The sequence below is a fragment of the Bacillus sp. SD075 genome (assembly GCF_017355165.1).
Lineage (GTDB): Bacteria > Bacillota > Bacilli > Bacillales > DSM-1321 > Peribacillus.
In genome coordinates this window covers 13,291-28,243 of the sequence record NZ_JADILK010000055.1, presented here as the reverse complement: position 1 = coordinate 28,243, position 14,953 = coordinate 13,291, and the positions used below count along the sequence as shown (strand labels likewise).

General features: G+C 40.1%; 19 protein-coding genes. 2 read left to right on the top strand and 17 right to left on the bottom strand.

All coding sequences use genetic code 11. The features are described 5' to 3' along the window. Positions 1-145: 145 nt before the first annotated feature. The gene (locus tag IOC57_RS22630) at positions 146-610 is read right to left on the bottom strand and encodes a SprT family protein (protein ID WP_207440809.1); all 465 of its coding nucleotides are present in this window, start codon (positions 608-610) and stop codon (positions 146-148) included. An 83-nt stretch (positions 611-693) separates the two neighbouring features. Here IOC57_RS22630 and cmpA point away from each other — a divergent pair, with 83 nt between their 5' ends. Next, on the top strand, positions 694-813 hold the full coding sequence (cmpA, locus tag IOC57_RS22625; protein WP_207440808.1) for a cortex morphogenetic protein CmpA: 120 nt from the start codon (positions 694-696) through the stop codon (positions 811-813). Between the two features lie 74 nt (positions 814-887). On the opposite strand, the gene IOC57_RS22620 is transcribed toward cmpA, so the two are convergent. The 14 genes from IOC57_RS22620 to acpS all read right to left on the bottom strand — a co-directional run bounded on the left by IOC57_RS22620 (position 888) and on the right by acpS (position 12,232). Next, positions 888-3,071, bottom strand: coding sequence for a Tex family protein (locus tag IOC57_RS22620; RefSeq protein WP_207440807.1), 2,184 nt, complete (start codon positions 3,069-3,071; stop codon positions 888-890). Positions 3,072-3,162: 91 nt separating this feature from the next. Then, entirely contained in the window at positions 3,163-3,774 is a 612-nt protein-coding gene (locus IOC57_RS22615) for a PP2C family serine/threonine-protein phosphatase (protein ID WP_309487751.1), read from the bottom strand. Continuing rightward, positions 3,771-4,559, bottom strand: coding sequence for an RNA polymerase sigma factor SigB (sigB, locus tag IOC57_RS22610; protein WP_207440806.1), 789 nt, complete (start codon positions 4,557-4,559; stop codon positions 3,771-3,773). Before sigB ends, IOC57_RS22615 begins: the two co-directional genes overlap by 4 nt. Then, positions 4,537-5,010 carry an anti-sigma B factor RsbW gene (gene rsbW / locus IOC57_RS22605; protein WP_034306366.1) on the bottom strand — a complete coding sequence of 158 codons (474 nt, stop codon included), beginning with the start codon at positions 5,008-5,010 and terminating at the stop codon, positions 4,537-4,539. The genes sigB and rsbW overlap by 23 nt, the downstream gene beginning before the upstream one ends. Further along, the gene (locus IOC57_RS22600) at positions 5,007-5,339 is read right to left on the bottom strand and encodes an anti-sigma factor antagonist (RefSeq protein ID WP_063236355.1); all 333 of its coding nucleotides are present in this window, start codon (positions 5,337-5,339) and stop codon (positions 5,007-5,009) included. Before IOC57_RS22600 ends, rsbW begins: the two co-directional genes overlap by 4 nt. 59 nt (positions 5,340-5,398) lie before the next feature. Next, a complete protein-coding gene (locus tag IOC57_RS22595) occupies positions 5,399-6,409 on the bottom strand; it encodes a PP2C family protein-serine/threonine phosphatase (protein ID WP_207440805.1) in 1,011 nt (336 codons plus the stop codon). A 9-nt stretch (positions 6,410-6,418) separates the two neighbouring features. Beyond that, positions 6,419-6,820, bottom strand: a complete 402-nt coding sequence (locus tag IOC57_RS22590) for an anti-sigma regulatory factor (protein WP_207440804.1) — start codon at positions 6,818-6,820, stop codon at positions 6,419-6,421. Between the two features lie 3 nt (positions 6,821-6,823). Next, complete coding sequence (locus IOC57_RS22585) at positions 6,824-7,180, bottom strand: STAS domain-containing protein (RefSeq protein WP_048682053.1); 357 nt, start codon at positions 7,178-7,180, stop codon at positions 6,824-6,826. A 3-nt stretch (positions 7,181-7,183) separates the two neighbouring features. Continuing rightward, the gene (locus IOC57_RS22580) at positions 7,184-8,011 is read right to left on the bottom strand and encodes an RsbT co-antagonist protein RsbRA (protein WP_207440803.1); all 828 of its coding nucleotides are present in this window, start codon (positions 8,009-8,011) and stop codon (positions 7,184-7,186) included. Between the two features lie 416 nt (positions 8,012-8,427). Further along, positions 8,428-8,778, bottom strand: coding sequence for a type II toxin-antitoxin system PemK/MazF family toxin (locus IOC57_RS22575; RefSeq protein ID WP_034306610.1), 351 nt, complete (start codon positions 8,776-8,778; stop codon positions 8,428-8,430). Between the two features lie 7 nt (positions 8,779-8,785). Next, a complete protein-coding gene (locus IOC57_RS22570) occupies positions 8,786-9,067 on the bottom strand; it encodes a CopG family ribbon-helix-helix protein (protein ID WP_034306380.1) in 282 nt (93 codons plus the stop codon). Positions 9,068-9,227: 160 nt separating this feature from the next. After that, positions 9,228-10,391, bottom strand: coding sequence for an alanine racemase (alr, locus tag IOC57_RS22565; protein ID WP_207440811.1), 1,164 nt, complete (start codon positions 10,389-10,391; stop codon positions 9,228-9,230). Positions 10,392-10,633: 242 nt separating this feature from the next. Next, a complete protein-coding gene (locus IOC57_RS22560; RefSeq protein ID WP_207440802.1) occupies positions 10,634-11,638 on the bottom strand; it encodes a LolA family protein in 1,005 nt (334 codons plus the stop codon). Between the two features lie 243 nt (positions 11,639-11,881). After that, positions 11,882-12,232, bottom strand: coding sequence for a holo-ACP synthase (acpS, locus tag IOC57_RS22555; RefSeq protein WP_207440801.1), 351 nt, complete (start codon positions 12,230-12,232; stop codon positions 11,882-11,884). A gap of 107 nt (positions 12,233-12,339) precedes the next feature. Between acpS and IOC57_RS22550 the strand changes: the two genes are divergently transcribed. After that, entirely contained in the window at positions 12,340-12,930 is a 591-nt protein-coding gene (locus IOC57_RS22550; protein WP_207440800.1) for a rhomboid family intramembrane serine protease, read from the top strand. A 26-nt stretch (positions 12,931-12,956) separates the two neighbouring features. On the opposite strand, the gene IOC57_RS22545 is transcribed toward IOC57_RS22550, so the two are convergent. Both IOC57_RS22545 and IOC57_RS22540 read right to left on the bottom strand, forming a co-directional pair. After that, entirely contained in the window at positions 12,957-14,420 is a 1,464-nt protein-coding gene (locus tag IOC57_RS22545) for a PH domain-containing protein (RefSeq protein WP_207440799.1), read from the bottom strand. Continuing rightward, positions 14,413-14,937 (bottom strand): PH domain-containing protein, encoded by a 525-nt coding sequence (locus IOC57_RS22540; RefSeq protein WP_286185123.1) that lies wholly within the window; start codon positions 14,935-14,937, stop codon positions 14,413-14,415. Before IOC57_RS22540 ends, IOC57_RS22545 begins: the two co-directional genes overlap by 8 nt. Between the last annotated feature and the right edge of the window lie 16 nt (positions 14,938-14,953).

Below are 14,953 nucleotides of genomic sequence, written 5' to 3'. Positions count from 1 at the left end.
TAATAAAAATTGGGTTCCTTTTCACGCTCAAGGACCTTAGTGTTTGTCGTTAAGTACAAGTTGTTATCTTGTCGACTCTTATGATTATAAAGAGGTTACAACTTAAAGTCAAGGGTTCTTTTATATTTTTTTATATTTTTGTTTTTCACTCCTTAAACCCTTGGTAAATCAATGTTCCACGGCATTTACCACAAACGAAACGAGCAGTGTCGATTCGTTTTTTTCTCATATACACCTGCTGACAGTTTTCACATCTATATTGAATAGTATTCATCTTTTTCTTTAATTGGTTAGATGGCAGCGCCACACAAAATCTAGGTGCCCCCACTTTTTTGAGTAAATGCTTAAAGTCCGCATCACGATGCTTATACCCTTTCTTCTCGATGTGCAGATGATAATGGCACAATTCATGCTTAATGATTCCTATGATTTCATCCACACCTCGCTCATCAAGATACTTCTTATTGATTTCTATATTGTGTGAACGGAGCAAGTATCGTCCTCCTGTTGTTTGGAGACGCGGATTAAAAATGGCTTGGTGTCTAAAGGCCCTTTTAAAGTCTTTCAAAGAAATTTCTTCTACTAGTTTTTGCAATTGCCGATTATCCATTTCCCCCTCCCTTTCCTTGGTAACATGACAACCCATTATAACATAGACTAATAATACAATAGGAAACTAAGGGAGGAAAAGCTATGCCTAATTGGTTCCAGAATCAAATCCGCAAAGCCTTTTATGAAAAGGATTATTATCAAGTTAAGCTGTTGAATCAATGTTGGTTTTTTTATCAAAAAAAAGAAAGTCTCAGGTTGTAGATTCAAATTTGTCCCAAATATAAATACATCACTTCAAAAAAACCCCTTCTAATATAGAAGGAGTTAACATTAGGCTAGTTTTGATCCTTTGGCTCAAGCATCGTTAAAGATACCCTTTGCTTTTGCGAGTCAACCAGTTCGACCCAAACCGTCACAACATCCCCAACGGCAACTACATCCAATGGGTGCTTTACAAACCGATTGCTCAGTTTAGAAATATGCACCAGTCCATCCTGTTTAACACCGATGTCGACAAATGCACCGAAATCCACAACATTCCTCACTGTACCTTGTAATTCCATCCCAGTTTGCAGATCCTCCATTTTTAGTATATCCTGCTTAAGCAGCGGTTTTGATAATTCATCCCGAGGATCTCTTCCCGGTTTCATCAAATCATCTATGATATCTTTAATCGTAATTTCCCCAATTTCCAATTCATTGACCAAATCAGCCGGATTTAGTTTACCCAACTCTTCATTCAGTGCATCACTGCCCAAATCATCAGATGTGAATCCCATTTTTTTCAACAATTTATTCACGGCACTGTAGTTCTCAGGATGTATCGCGGTTTGATCTAAAGGTTCATCTCCATTAATGATGCGTAAGAACCCTATACATTGTTCATATGTTTTGGCACCAAGCCGGGGAATCTTCTTTAATTCCTTCCTACTTGAAAACTTCCCATTCACTTCCCTTTTCTTTACAATATTTTGAGCAACAGATTTTGATAAACCAGCTACATATTGTAATAGTGACGATGAAGCTGTATTGACATTCACTCCCACCTGGTTAACAGCTGTCTCTACTACAAAGGTAAGGGATTCCGTTAACTTTTTCTGGGATACATCATGTTGATACTGACCTACCCCAACGGACTGGGGATCAATCTTAACAAGTTCAGCAAGGGGATCTTGAAGCCTTCTGCCTATCGAAACGGCGCTTCTCTGTTCTACTTGAAGATCAGGAAACTCTTCACGGGCAATATCGGAGGCTGAATAAACACTGGCGCCCGCTTCATTAACAATAATATATGAAATATTCCCTTTCACTTCTTTTAAAATATCAGCGACGAATTGCTCTGATTCACGTGATGCCGTACCATTGCCGATTGCCACGATCTCAACCGAGAACCGCTGAAGTATTTCGATCGTTTTTTCACGGGCAGCATGAAGTTTCGCAACAGGAGGATGCGGATAGATTACACTGATATCAAGTACCTTTCCGGTTTCATCAATGACAGCCAACTTACAGCCAGTCCGGTATGCCGGATCTAAGGCTAGGACCACTTTCCCTTTAAGCGGAGGCTGCAAGAGCAGGTTCCTGAGGTTTTCAGAGAAGATATGGATAGCTTGATCCTCAGCTTTTTCCGTCAGCTCTTTTCTGATTTCCCGTTCTACAGAAGGCATGATCAATCGCTTGAGTCCGTCCTCAATCGCTGATTTAAGAACAACCTGGGCATCAGATTTGTTATTTTTAATGATTTTCCGCTCCAGATGACCAATTATGATTTCAGTCCGAGGCTGAATGGAGATTCGTAAGACCTCCTCCTTTTCACCTCTATTTAGCGCCAACACCCTATGCGGTACGATCCTTTGAACGGGCTCCTCATATTCATAGTACATCTCGAAGATTTTTTTCTCGTCCTTCTCGTCATTTTTCACCGTTGAAACCACTTTTCCAGCTTTGAAAAATTCAGCCCTTATCCACTTCCTTAATTCTGCATCATCGGAAATATGTTCAGCTACAATATCCTGCGCTCCCGTAATGGCCTCTTCAATAGAAGAAACTTCTTTTTCTGCCGATAAGAATTCTGCGGCTTTTTCGCTAACTCGAGGATGCATTTGACATTCCAGAAGCCACTTAGCCAGTGGTTCAAGCCCCTTTTCTTTAGCAACGGTCGCTTTCGTTCTCCTTTTTTGTTTGAATGGCCTGTATAAATCCTCGACTTCCTGCAGCTTTGTTGCTTTCTCGATTTGTCTCTTTAATTCTTCCGTCAATTTCCCCTGTTCCCCAATCGAACGTGAAACTTCTGCTTTCCTTTGGTTAAGGTTTTCCAGATAGCTCCATCTTTCCATAATGGAACGAATCTGCACTTCATCAAGTGAACCCGTCATTTCTTTTCTATACCGCGCAATAAAAGGGACAGTATTACCCTCTTGCAGCATCTGTATGACGTTTTGAACTTGATGATTTTTCAAGGTTAGCTCATTGGTTATTTGTTTAATCAATTCTCTTAATGTATCTTCTACGGCCATCATTATGTTTACCTCCAACCTTTTATCTAATATGTATAGTCTAGCAAATGAGTGATGAAGTTGCGAATTCAATACAAAAAAGCTCACTTCCGAATTATGGCGAAAGTAAGCTTCCTAAAATGAAAGTTGTATCATCTGCAGTTAATGGACTGCTTTTTAATATGCATTGGGCGTTCTTATCGATAGGTACCAGCCTTTTCAAAAAAGATTTAGCTCCCTTAAGTTCTAAACCATCGGAATGAAGAATGAATTTTGCATTTGGTTCATATTTGTATCTCTGTGTCCTGTATTTTTGTTTCCTGCCGGATAAATACCCCGTAACAGGTAAAGGGTAAACTAGTTTATCGTCGCTTGGATTATACAGAAAAAAGCGGATGTTACCCACTGAACTGTAAACAAATTCATTCTTGTCATAAAATATCTTCAAAATGGAGACGGCTGCCCCCCGCTTATCGATTAAAACTTGATTACACACTCCCATTAGTGATTCTACATCCAACCCATGATTACGTTTAACTTCCTCAATGACGGCATGGGAGGAATCGTAGGCATTTTTCCCGCTGCCTAGACCATCTGCCAGCACACACACAAAGTATTCTTTCGTATGAAGAAAAAAGTAATCATCGCCACAATAAACCATCCCGTTTTTAGATGATTGAGAGACAAGGACTTCTATTTTTTCTTCCTTCAGAATATCTTTGATCACTGAATTAACTCCGAGTTTTCAGCATTAATGGCTTCTTGAAGCTTCTTGATGGCACGGCGTTGGAGCCTAGACACATGCATTTGGGAAATCCCAAGTTTATCGCCCGCTTCTTTCTGACTTAAATTCTCTAAATAAGTATGTTGAATGATCATCTTTTCACGCTCACTCAACACATGCAGCACCTTTTCAAGCACTAGACGCTGATTGACCTTTTCAAAACCTTCATCAACATTCCCGAATATATCAAGCAATGTGACAGTCCCGCCATCAGAATCCGCCTCAATAGAATGATCCACTGATAAAGCTTGATAGCTTTTCCCCATTTCCATCGCTTCTAAAACTTCTTCCTCAGTCACACCTATACTATCGGCTATTTCATCTATTCTTGGCGAACGATGCAGATTCGTAGTTAATTCCTCGACAGTCACCCTGATTTTCGGACCAAGTTCCTTAATTCTTCTTGGCACATGGACACTCCATGTTTTGTCACGCAGGAACCTTTTGATTTCCCCGATAATAGTAGGAACGGCAAATGCCTCAAAGCTTTTACCGAAAGATTCATCATATCGTCGAATGGCACCTAACAAACCAATCATGCCGACTTGGGAGATATCCTCCTGAAATGATTTTCCTTTTGCATACTTACGGGAGATTGTTTCAACCAAACTTTTATAATGGATGACTAGATTACTCTGTGCTTCATCATCTTGATTCTGCTGGTAAGCTCTAATCCATTCATTTACCTGTTCTCTTTGTGCCTGATTAGGTTGAGACTGTTTTTGCATCCATCTCCACCTGCTCTCCTTCTAAAAACTTAGTCATAAATACTGTAACCCCGTCATGCTGGTGAATTTTCACATCATCCATCAGAGTTTCAATGAGGTAAAGACCCAAGCCTCCTTCTCTCAAAAGTTCGACTTTTTGTCCATTTTCGTATGGACCGAGTCCTTGACGAACCTCTTCGAAATTACAGCTTTTACCACTATCAGAAACCATGACCTCCAAACGGTCAGGATAAAGGCCGAAACTTACTTTCACTTCACCTTTTTCAGAATCCTTATATGCATGCTGTACCGCATTTGTACAAGCCTCACTGGTAGCGATTTTCAAATCCTCAATTTCATCATATGCAAAGCCCATCCGGCTTCCTATCCCAGAAAGCGTTAAACGAATGACACCGATGAATTCTGGTTTTGCAGGTATTTTCATTTCGATGTAATCATATACTTGACTCATTCTAACCCACCCTCTGTACCACTTTTTATATCAATAATATCTGCAAGACCTGTAATATCAAATAAACGCCGTAACCTTTCTGATAAGCCAACTAAAGTGAATTCTCCATTATGTGCCCTTACGCTTTTAAAAGCACCGACAAATACCCCAAGTCCCGTACTATCCATATAAGAAACTTCAGTTAAATCAATAGTAATCGAAACATTGTCCTGCTCTGAAATCGGAAATAGTGATTCTCTTAATTTCGGTGCAGTATAGGCATCGATTTCACCTTTTAGTTTTACAATAAATTCAGTATTTAATTCATTAACGTCCACTGTTATATTCATCCTTGACCCACCTCTTCAAATCCTCTTCATTCCTATATCTATACCCAGCAGGAAAAATACTAAACCTTTGATTTTAAAATTATTAATGTAAAATCATCCCTCAGTTGAAAGTTCTGCATTCTCTCCAATTGTTTATAGATATTATTCACCATTTCCTGGGCTTGCAAATGCATATTCTTTTTAATGAAACCAATAAGCGTTTCCCTTTCTATGAACCCATCATTCGTCCGGCACTCCGTTACTCCATCAGACAACAAAATGATCATGTCCCCGCGATTCACCGTTTTTTCATATTGGCGATACCTTGTTTTTTTATCAACTCCAAGCAACAGGCCCTTTGCAACCAAATCGCTAAAAGTACCTGTTGCGGCGTCATAGTAAAAACCAGGTTCATGTCCGGCTGAGGCATAGGAAAATTGTCTGTCATGCGGATCATATAAACCATAGAACATGGTTATGAACATGCTTGGATCCACATTATGTTCCACAACGCGGTTCAAACTCTCAAGTACACTATTCGGTTCATGACGATGCTCCGGAAGACTGTCCATCGCATATTTTATCATCGACATGCACAATGCAGCAGGAATCCCTTTCCCTATGACATCGGCTATCCCTACCCCAATACGCTCATTTTCGTCTTGGACAAAGTGATAGTAATCCCCATTCATCTGTCTCGCAGGAACACTGATTGCCCCAATTTCAAGAGCTTTGATATCGGGAATCTTCGTTTCCAAAAGTGTATGTTGAACGTTTGCCGCTATCTCGATTTCCGTTTTCAGTTCCTGTTGCTGATGTCTTAGGCTTTGGTGTTCACGGTATGCAATGCCGTAGCCCATCATGACTTCTAGCAGAAAATCGAATGAGTCCAATACTTTACCCGGTAATTCCGGGTAAAGATCCATTAAGTTATTTTTATGCATACTGATAATTTCTTCTGGAGATATATTGTATTTGATATGTAGGCGGCTAATCTTTTGCCCTTGGTAGAGTGCCTGCTCATTTTGGTCTTTAAGATAAGTAGAAAGCGCCTCATGATACTTTTTCTCCATGTTCTCCCTAATATCCATAGTCCCCCCCTAACGGAGCCATTTCGTAGCGATAATCTTAGTCCCTTCACCTGGTATCGATTCCATATCAAAGTCATCCATTAAACGCTTGGCTCCAGGAAGGCCTGCGCCCAATCCCCCTGAGGTGGTATACCCATCTTCCATGACTCTGCGGATATCCTCAATTCCCGGCCCTTGGTCCTCTGCAATGATTTTCAATCCTGACTTCCCATTTATATTTAGCTTTTCTATGCTAACACTGCCTTGTCCAGCATATAGGTATATGTTTCGAGCCAATTCGCTAATAGCCGTTGTAATCCTGGCCTGGTCTACAGTACCGAATCCCAACTCTTTAGCGACATTTCTTCCGAGCTGCCTTGCAGCTACGATGTCCCATTCATTTATGATTTTTACGCAGGATTGGAACTCCATTCTTTAATCCCCCAATTCCTGTTGTAATTTCTCCAGGCCTTTCTCTAAATCTAACGCTGTCAGAACATCATCGAGACTAATTCCCAGTTCAATTAATGTTATTGCAACAGCAGGCTGGATTCCCGTAATTACAACCTTGGCCCCCATAAGCTTAGACATGCTAAAGACATCGCCTAGTACCTTTGCGATAAAAGAATCAATAAAATCTATTGAAGTAATATCTATAACCACGCCATTCGCGCTTGTTTCATGAATCTTATGCAGTAAATCCTCTTGAAATTGAAGGGCTGTCACATCATCCAATTCCCACTGTATAGAGACTAACAAGCAGTCATAAAGCTTTAATATCGGAATCCTCATATCTTATCCCTCCACCTTTACGATCTTACGGCTCGTTAATTCCAACGCAACTTCTATCCCTTTTTTCAATGTATTTTTTGTAATCACTTCATTTAAATTAATTCCAAGATTAACGATGGTTTGGGCTATTTCAGGGCGAATACCGCAAAGTATACATTTGGCGCCCACCAATCGTACTGCTTCCGCCGCCTGAATGATATGATGGGCAACCATGGTATCCACGACCGGCACACCCGTTATATCAATAAGAACAACTTCAGATCTATGCTTAACCACGCCAGTCAGCAGGTTTTCCATGATCTGTTTGGCACGCTCTGTATCAATTGTACCAATCAGGGGCATAACCGTAATGCCTTCCAATACAGGAATGAGCGGTGCCGAAAGCTCTTGCAACGCTATTTTTTGCATGGAAACAGTTCTTTCCCAAGTTTGGGTATATATATTGACTATTTCATTATTTATCGGTGTGGCCCATTTATCCAGATGGTTAACAAGATTGACTTGATTATCAGGAGTCACCAGACCCTTTTCTACCATTCCATTAATGACAATTAACGTGAATTTATGAAGCCCTTCATTGACGAAAGTAAGAGGCCACCCCAATTGGACGACTTTCTCGGCAAAATCTGAAAGCTTCAATGTGAATTCCTTGTTTTTACTATCAACATTCGAGATGATCATATCTATAAATTCACTGCTCGTTTGCGTGAACATTCGATCCGAGACGACTTTAATTAATCTTTCGTCCGTACTTTCCTTCATGATGCCCATCCACTCAGTAAGGATGTAATCCTGATTTTGCTTAATAAAATCGTAAACCAATTGATTCATAATATCCTCCCATTCTAACACAATTGCTATGTTTCCCTGTCTTCGTCACAAGGATGTTACCTAACTGTAATGATGTTATTTCCACTTGCAATTTCTTTAAGTAGCCCAAAAAAATTTTTGGCTTTTTAAGTATTTACAACATAACTACATACCCGAAATTAAGAAAGGAAAAACATCAATTAAAGAAAAGTTATGGAGTTACTATTAAAAACACGGAATGTTTTATCCAATTTCTAACTGTATAGTATTTTTATTCGTCAAATTTTTCATATTTCCTGCTGTATACTTTTCGGACAAACGCTTATGTTGTTTCACAAAAAAACACGATTCCCACAGTCGCAGGAATCGTGCCATCTAAATAATATCAAGAATGATTTGTATTATAATAACGCCCGGTTTAACGGGAAAGATTTTCTTTAAAACTCAATGAGGCCTAAACTAATTTGCAAAGCTTCATTGACTTTTTGCATCATCGGTTCGTCAAGATGCGTAATTTTATCAGTTAAACGCTGCTTATCAATCGTCCGGATCTGTTCTAATAAAATGACGGAATCCCGCTCGAATCCATACTTTTTCGCATTAATCTCAACATGTGTAGGCAATTTCGCTTTTTGAATTTGAGCTGTAATGGCTGCCACGATCACAGTCGGACTAAAGCGATTACCAATATCGTTTTGTAAAATTAGTACCGGACGGGTCCCACCCTGCTCTGAACCAACTACCGGGGAAAGGTCTGCGAAGTATACGTCACCACGCTTAACAACAATCAATGGCTCAGCCTCCGCTAACTAATCGTTCAACGCAATGACCAGCCTCGAATTCAGCCTGAAAGGCTTCAGAAGCAATCGTTAAATTAATGGCCGCCATTTCAATATAACCGCGTTTCATCGATTCACGAAACTCTTTCTTTTTACGTTCGCGAAGATACATTTTTGTGGCACGATAAATAAATTCACTGCGATTTACATTTTCTTCACTCGCATACCCATCTAACTCTGTTAAAAAATTTTGAGGTAATCGAATTAATATCTCTCTTGTTGCGCTGGATTCAGACACAAACATACACCTCCACCATCACTACACACCTTTATTATATATCCTTTTCAATATTACCATTAAAATGCCTATCTGCAAAGAGTATATTCTATTCTCAGTCCTATTATCAGCATAATAAAGGAAATCTTATTCACAATCTTAGGATTTTTTTACAATCCGGTCATTCCAAAATGAAGTTGCGTACATGATTCAACTGATTGTCCTTTATATATATGCGGGGCACTCTTGCTCCTAACATACATGTTACCTCATAGTTGATCGTTTCCAGTTTTGCCGCTATCTCATCGACAGTAATCGATTCATCCCCATCATTCCCCATGAGTGTGACCTCTGTTCCTACAGGGTATGGTCCAGGAAGCTTGATCATGCATTGATCCATGCAAATCCTTCCGACTATGGGTACTCTTTTTCCATCCACAAGAACTTCCTGACCTTGCAGCTTACGAATCCAGCCGTCAGCATAACCGATTGGCAAAGTCCCAATCCACTCATTACCTTCAGCCGTATAAGTCGCTCCATAACTAACGCTTTCATCCTTAGCAAGCTGTTTAACCGCGACCATCCTTGTTCTTAAGGATATAGCCTGTTTTAATGGATATGGCAATACCTGCTTCATCTCCACGGAAGGACTCAAACCATACATGGAAATCCCCAATCTTATTGCATTCCATTCAGGATCGGTGAACCTTAAAGAAGCTGCACTATTGGCTGCATGAATATATTCTGGCTTTCTAGTCAATTCGGAAAGCATCTCTTTAAAGAAAGCAAGCTGCGTTTCATAATAGTCGGTCTTCAGTTCATCCGCCGTCGCGAAATGAGTGAATATCCCTTGGAAATTGAAACAAGCTTCCCTCTCCAGCAAACTTTCCATTTTCAAGAGTTGGCCTTTATCACGAATGCCGATTCTCCCCATGCCGCTATCCACTTTTACATGGATTTGCAAAACTTGTCCCGGTTCCACCAAATCCTTCGCCTTCTCCAACCATGTTACATCGAAAACCGTCACGGAAATCCCATACTCGGCAGCAAGTGCTGCACTTTCTGGCCTCGATGCCCCAAGTACAAGAATCGGAGCCATTATTCCCTTTTTCCGTAAGGCGAGAGCCTCATCCAAAAAAGCGACACTTAAAAAATCCGCCCCCGCTTCAAGCGCCGTATTTGCCACTTCATAGTCCCCGTGGCCATAAGCATTTGCTTTAACGACAGCGAAAAGACTAACACCATCCCTCAGTCTCTTTTTCATTGAAGAGATATTTTCAAAAATATTATCCAAATTTACTTCTGCCCACGTATCTCGATGAAATATTTTCGTTTCCAAGACCATTTCCTTCTTTCCTACACTCACAATAAGATTCTTCCCAGTAGCGAAGTTTTCGTTTCATTATAGGACCATTCTATAACCAAGCGCTAGAAAGATAAAGTGCTTTTTCACCTTGATTCTAATTTCCCAGCTGCAAGCCTAAACCAAATGGAAGGATTTAAAATGTCAACAAGCCGCTTTCCCGCCTATCCTACCTAGAAGAAACCTTCGTAAGGAGACGGGAAACATCAGCTTGTTATGTAATCCTATTTGACTGGATCTTCCCCAACCGAACGTGCGACTTCTATCATCTCCTCCTGTGTTAAATCCTTTGATGCAAGCATATAATCGACACCTTCAAAAGTCCATGCAATCGTATTACCTGTCATGGCTCCGACAGTATAACCCAAATCAACCGGTTCCCCATTCACATTCGTCGAAACGGATGTTTGAACTACCTCAGCTTTTTCCTGAACTAATGTAAAACTTTTTGTACCCTCATAGGTCAAAACGACACGTTCTCCCTTTTCTGTCGTGATTTCTTTTTCTTCCGTTAAATTCATATCCCCAATATTTTCAGGGTATTTCACCGCAAACCCTTCATTTTGGACTTCCGCCATAACGGGCGCTTCAAGTTGTGCACTTGTCATGTTTTTCTTCATATCAAATGAATCTTTATCAAAAGTCGTATCGAATTTAACTTTTGAGAATTCAACAAGAACCAATGCGGTCTTATCAGGGTCCATGACTTTTACACTGACTGGAGATAGATCCTTTTTGTTTATAGTAATCTCTTGATATGGCAACATTTTATTGTTTTGGTAACGCGTTTTCGTTTCAAAGACATAATGTTTATCCGTTTCTTTATATGTCGCACTTTTATCCTCCGTAATATCTTTCACCAACGACTCGAACAAATAGGCCTGACTGCTGTTCTCGGGCCACTCGCTTTGAAATTTAAAACTTTTATTCAAAGCTGGCGTCAAAACGTATACACCATCATCATTTTTCAATATCATCTGGCTTTGATCCTTCTCTTCATTTTTCAGATTCACACGGTAAAAGGAAGGGTCCTTATGCCAAATTTCCACATTATACACTTGAGGTTCCGTCCCCATCTTTAATGTCATCTTCGCGTTAGCTTTATATCCTTTCATTTCGCCAAGCTTCTCATTCAATTCACTCACTACATCACTCTGTGATTTTTGGCCGCAAGCAGAAAGAGCAAGCAAGAGCATGATCCCTGCAAAAAGCATTAACATCTTCTTCATCTTTTCAACCCCTTTTTGTCATTTGAACGTAAAAGGGAGAGGAAAAGGCAGGATCCGGACATTGGCTCGACTGATGTCTTAGATTCCTCAGTATTTTAGACACGGATCAATTCTCGATCCGGCTAAAAACTTTTCGAGAGCACCTACTCTGCCATGTACCTTTTACCGGGCCTTGTCTCCCTATAGCACTAAATGTATATGAGACAACCTAAAGGTTTATGACCCGATTGGACAAAACTCCATTCACCCTTCAATTATGACTTGAGCAACTGCATAATCCCTGCTGTGGCTAATCGAAAGATGGACCCCTTCAGAAAACGGCTTTGAAATCACCGGCTTTCCATTATCATCCGAGATGATTTCAATATCCAAAAAGGATAAGTACTTACCGATCCCTGTACCGTTTGCCTTCGAAAAGGCCTCCTTTGCCGCAAAACGCCCAGCAAAATACTCGACCTTCCTTCTTCCATTTAACTTTTCGAAAACCAAGATTTCAGTTTCTGTTAATATACGCTCCTTTAAACGGGGTTGCCGATTAATCAATGTTTCCATTCTATCCAACTCAGTAATGTCCACGCCTATACCTTTAATCACTCTGACACCTCTTCTATTAATTTAATAAGTTGCATATTATGAGGAGGACTCTTTTACCTGAAAATGATATCATTGTATCTAATTAAAACGATAATAAGGAGGAATTTATGTTTACAAGAACAGAAGGCTTCCGCGAATACACGAATTCATATCGAGCTGTAACTGCTCTCATACTCATTATGATGCTTGTTTTCGTTCTCGTCCTTTTCCCCATATTTCCCGGTAATGTACTCTTTTATTATGGCACAGGTGTGAACTTATATATCGCTGATGGACAATGGTGGCGTTTGATCACCCCCATCTTTCTACATAGCACGTTTACACATTTACTGTTTAATGGATTCTCACTTGCCATATTTGGTCCATTCCTGGAGAAATCACTTGGAACCGTCAAGTTTTCTATCTTCTTTTTATCGACAGGAATTCTTGCCAATATCGCAACCTTCCTAATTAACCCACTGACATATAACCACGTAGGTGCCAGCGGCGCAATTTTTGGCTTACTAGGATTCTATCTATATCTGGTACTGTTCAATAAAACCAAGTTTACGAACAACGAAAGAAATACAGTATATACACTGACCGGCATTGCCATTATCATGACATTCATTCAACCACAGATCAACGTTGTCGGTCATTTAGCTGGACTAGCAACCGGACTTTTAACAGCTCCCTTATACTTAAGGAAAAAATGGTAGGGCAAACAGCCGACTCTTCCTTTCAATCATTGGGAGTCGACTGCTTTTTCAGGTAAATACCATGATTTAATTATTAGGCAATCCTTTTCTTCCACATCCGCAACCACGCCGACCCGGGAGGTGATTCCTGATTTAATCGATGCTGAAATCGTAGCTAATTCTTTTCGATTCTGAAACCAACTTTTTTTATATGTGATTGATTGAATTCTGCTTCTCTGCATGATCAATGTTTGCTTCGAGAAAAAACGATTGCTCAATAGCAGCAAATTCCCTTCTATGCTCCATCCTGCATCTCTATATTGCATGTATGCCCAAAAAATCGCCAACGGTACAAGCAAAAGGGAAAGATAACCCCAAGGTCTGAACAACCATACTAAGGCACCCATGATCGGGATTAAGTATAGGATCTTACGAAATACATACCGGGACAGTGCACGTTTAGGTATTGGTGTCATCTCTGTAGCTGTTTCATAAACCGGTAAAATTTCCAGGATCTTTTCATGTAAATACTTCTTCCTGATTAAAGGGAACAGCATGATGGATAGACTTTCCTTATCTTCCATGCTGCCTCCCGCATACTCAATATAAACCGTCGCCAATCCCAATGGCTTTCGGATTAAATTCTCCATGATCCGGATACCTTGTATTTTATGGATAGGAATTGTCAGCTGTCTTTTCTCGAGAAGCCCTCTGGAAATAATGATTTCCTCATCCGTTTTTATCACGGTAAAGGAAGCATATTTCATTACCATGCTTAATGTGGCCAGTACATAAACCACCAATAAAGCCAAAAGCGCAAACACGGTCAGAATGATGGTCCCCATTTCAATAAAATCTTCATAATCCTTAAATATCCTCTCAAAAGGTATCATTTCATCGAACTGTAAAATAAATGCGATCGCCCCAGATAAGAAGACACCTACCGCCCCCGAAGTGGCAGCCATAACGAATAGTTGTGGCAGCGTCTGCTTAAAAACGGAAGACGATTGTGTTGCATATTCATTATCCGCTCCTTCATCCTGATCCTTATCCAAAAGATTTTTCGCATTTTTTTCCTCACTTATAAAAGCATTGATTCGATCAGCATCACTTTTACTAATAGCTGGTAATACGGCATCGGCCTGAGATCCGCCAGCCGTTTCAATATTCAACTTCACCAGCCTGAATATCCTCTGGATGATGCCCTCTGATATATCTATGCTATGAATCCGATCAAACTTTATATACCGCTTCTTCCTTACGAATACTCCAGACTCAATTCTGAATTCGCCATCCTCTATGCGATATGTATAACGTAACCATTGAAGGAATGCATTACCTATAATCAATAGTATAATAATGGAAATGACAAGCGGTTGTATCCATCCAGGAATTCCTTCATTCTTCCCAGGAATGACGACCACTAATAAAAAAGGGATGACTAACTCCTTAATCGATTTAATAATGTTAAGCAATACAGCTATGGGGTGAAGCCTTTTAGGTTCAGACATCTTCTTCCTCCACACTTGCCATTCTCGAAATATAGTGCCGCAATTCATCTGCCTCAGCTAGGTCCAAGGCAGGGATGACATGAAGGGTCGCTGCAGTGGAAATTTCAACGGAGGCTAAATCGTATTTCCTTAATAATGGCCCTTGCTTCGTTTCAACATGCTGAACCCTAATCATAGGTATGAGTGTTCTTTTAATGACGAAAATACCACTTTGGATATCGATTTCGGTATTCCTTACTTCGTAACGCCATCTCTTCCATTTCACGGATGGTATCAGAAAGATGGCTAGATAGGATTGGATAATCGATATTATGATCAACGCTCCGAACACCCAATAAGTCCAATCAAAAATGATTGTAAGCACGAGTACGGCGATGCTTATAATCCAAGTTATTGAACAGCTTAACAGACCACTGATTTTCCATACGGTCAATGCCTTATTCGAAATACGATTTTCAGGTTCCATGTGCTTCTCCTCTTCTGGACAGGTAATTTTAAATGAATCTTCATCATCCATTCGCTTTCATCCATTA

What these genes read in the sequence shown, in the direction of transcription:
- IOC57_RS22630 (WP_207440809.1), bottom strand. Translation starts at nt 610, where the DNA reads ATGGATAATCGGCAATTGCAAAAACTAGTAGAAGAAATTTCTTTGAAA.
- cmpA (WP_207440808.1), top strand. Translation starts at nt 694, where the DNA reads ATGCCTAATTGGTTCCAGAATCAAATCCGCAAAGCCTTTTATGAAAAG.
- IOC57_RS22620 (WP_207440807.1), bottom strand. Translation starts at nt 3,071, where the DNA reads ATGATGGCCGTAGAAGATACATTAAGAGAATTGATTAAACAAATAACC.
- sigB (WP_207440806.1), bottom strand. Translation starts at nt 4,559, where the DNA reads ATGCAAAAACAGTCTCAACCTAATCAGGCACAAAGAGAACAGGTAAAT.
- rsbW (WP_034306366.1), bottom strand. Translation starts at nt 5,010, where the DNA reads ATGAGTCAAGTATATGATTACATCGAAATGAAAATACCTGCAAAACCA.
- IOC57_RS22600 (WP_063236355.1), bottom strand. Translation starts at nt 5,339, where the DNA reads ATGAATATAACAGTGGACGTTAATGAATTAAATACTGAATTTATTGTA.
- IOC57_RS22595 (WP_207440805.1), bottom strand. Translation starts at nt 6,409, where the DNA reads ATGGATATTAGGGAGAACATGGAGAAAAAGTATCATGAGGCGCTTTCT.
- IOC57_RS22590 (WP_207440804.1), bottom strand. Translation starts at nt 6,820, where the DNA reads ATGGAGTTCCAATCCTGCGTAAAAATCATAAATGAATGGGACATCGTA.
- IOC57_RS22585 (WP_048682053.1), bottom strand. Translation starts at nt 7,180, where the DNA reads ATGAGGATTCCGATATTAAAGCTTTATGACTGCTTGTTAGTCTCTATA.
- IOC57_RS22580 (WP_207440803.1), bottom strand. Translation starts at nt 8,011, where the DNA reads ATGAATCAATTGGTTTACGATTTTATTAAGCAAAATCAGGATTACATC.
- alr (WP_207440811.1), bottom strand. Translation starts at nt 10,391, where the DNA reads ATGGTCTTGGAAACGAAAATATTTCATCGAGATACGTGGGCAGAAGTA.
- IOC57_RS22560 (WP_207440802.1), bottom strand. Translation starts at nt 11,638, where the DNA reads ATGAAGAAGATGTTAATGCTTTTTGCAGGGATCATGCTCTTGCTTGCT.
- IOC57_RS22550 (WP_207440800.1), top strand. Translation starts at nt 12,340, where the DNA reads ATGTTTACAAGAACAGAAGGCTTCCGCGAATACACGAATTCATATCGA.
- IOC57_RS22545 (WP_207440799.1), bottom strand. Translation starts at nt 14,420, where the DNA reads ATGTCTGAACCTAAAAGGCTTCACCCCATAGCTGTATTGCTTAACATT.
- IOC57_RS22540 (WP_286185123.1), bottom strand. Translation starts at nt 14,937, where the DNA reads ATGGATGATGAAGATTCATTTAAAATTACCTGTCCAGAAGAGGAGAAG.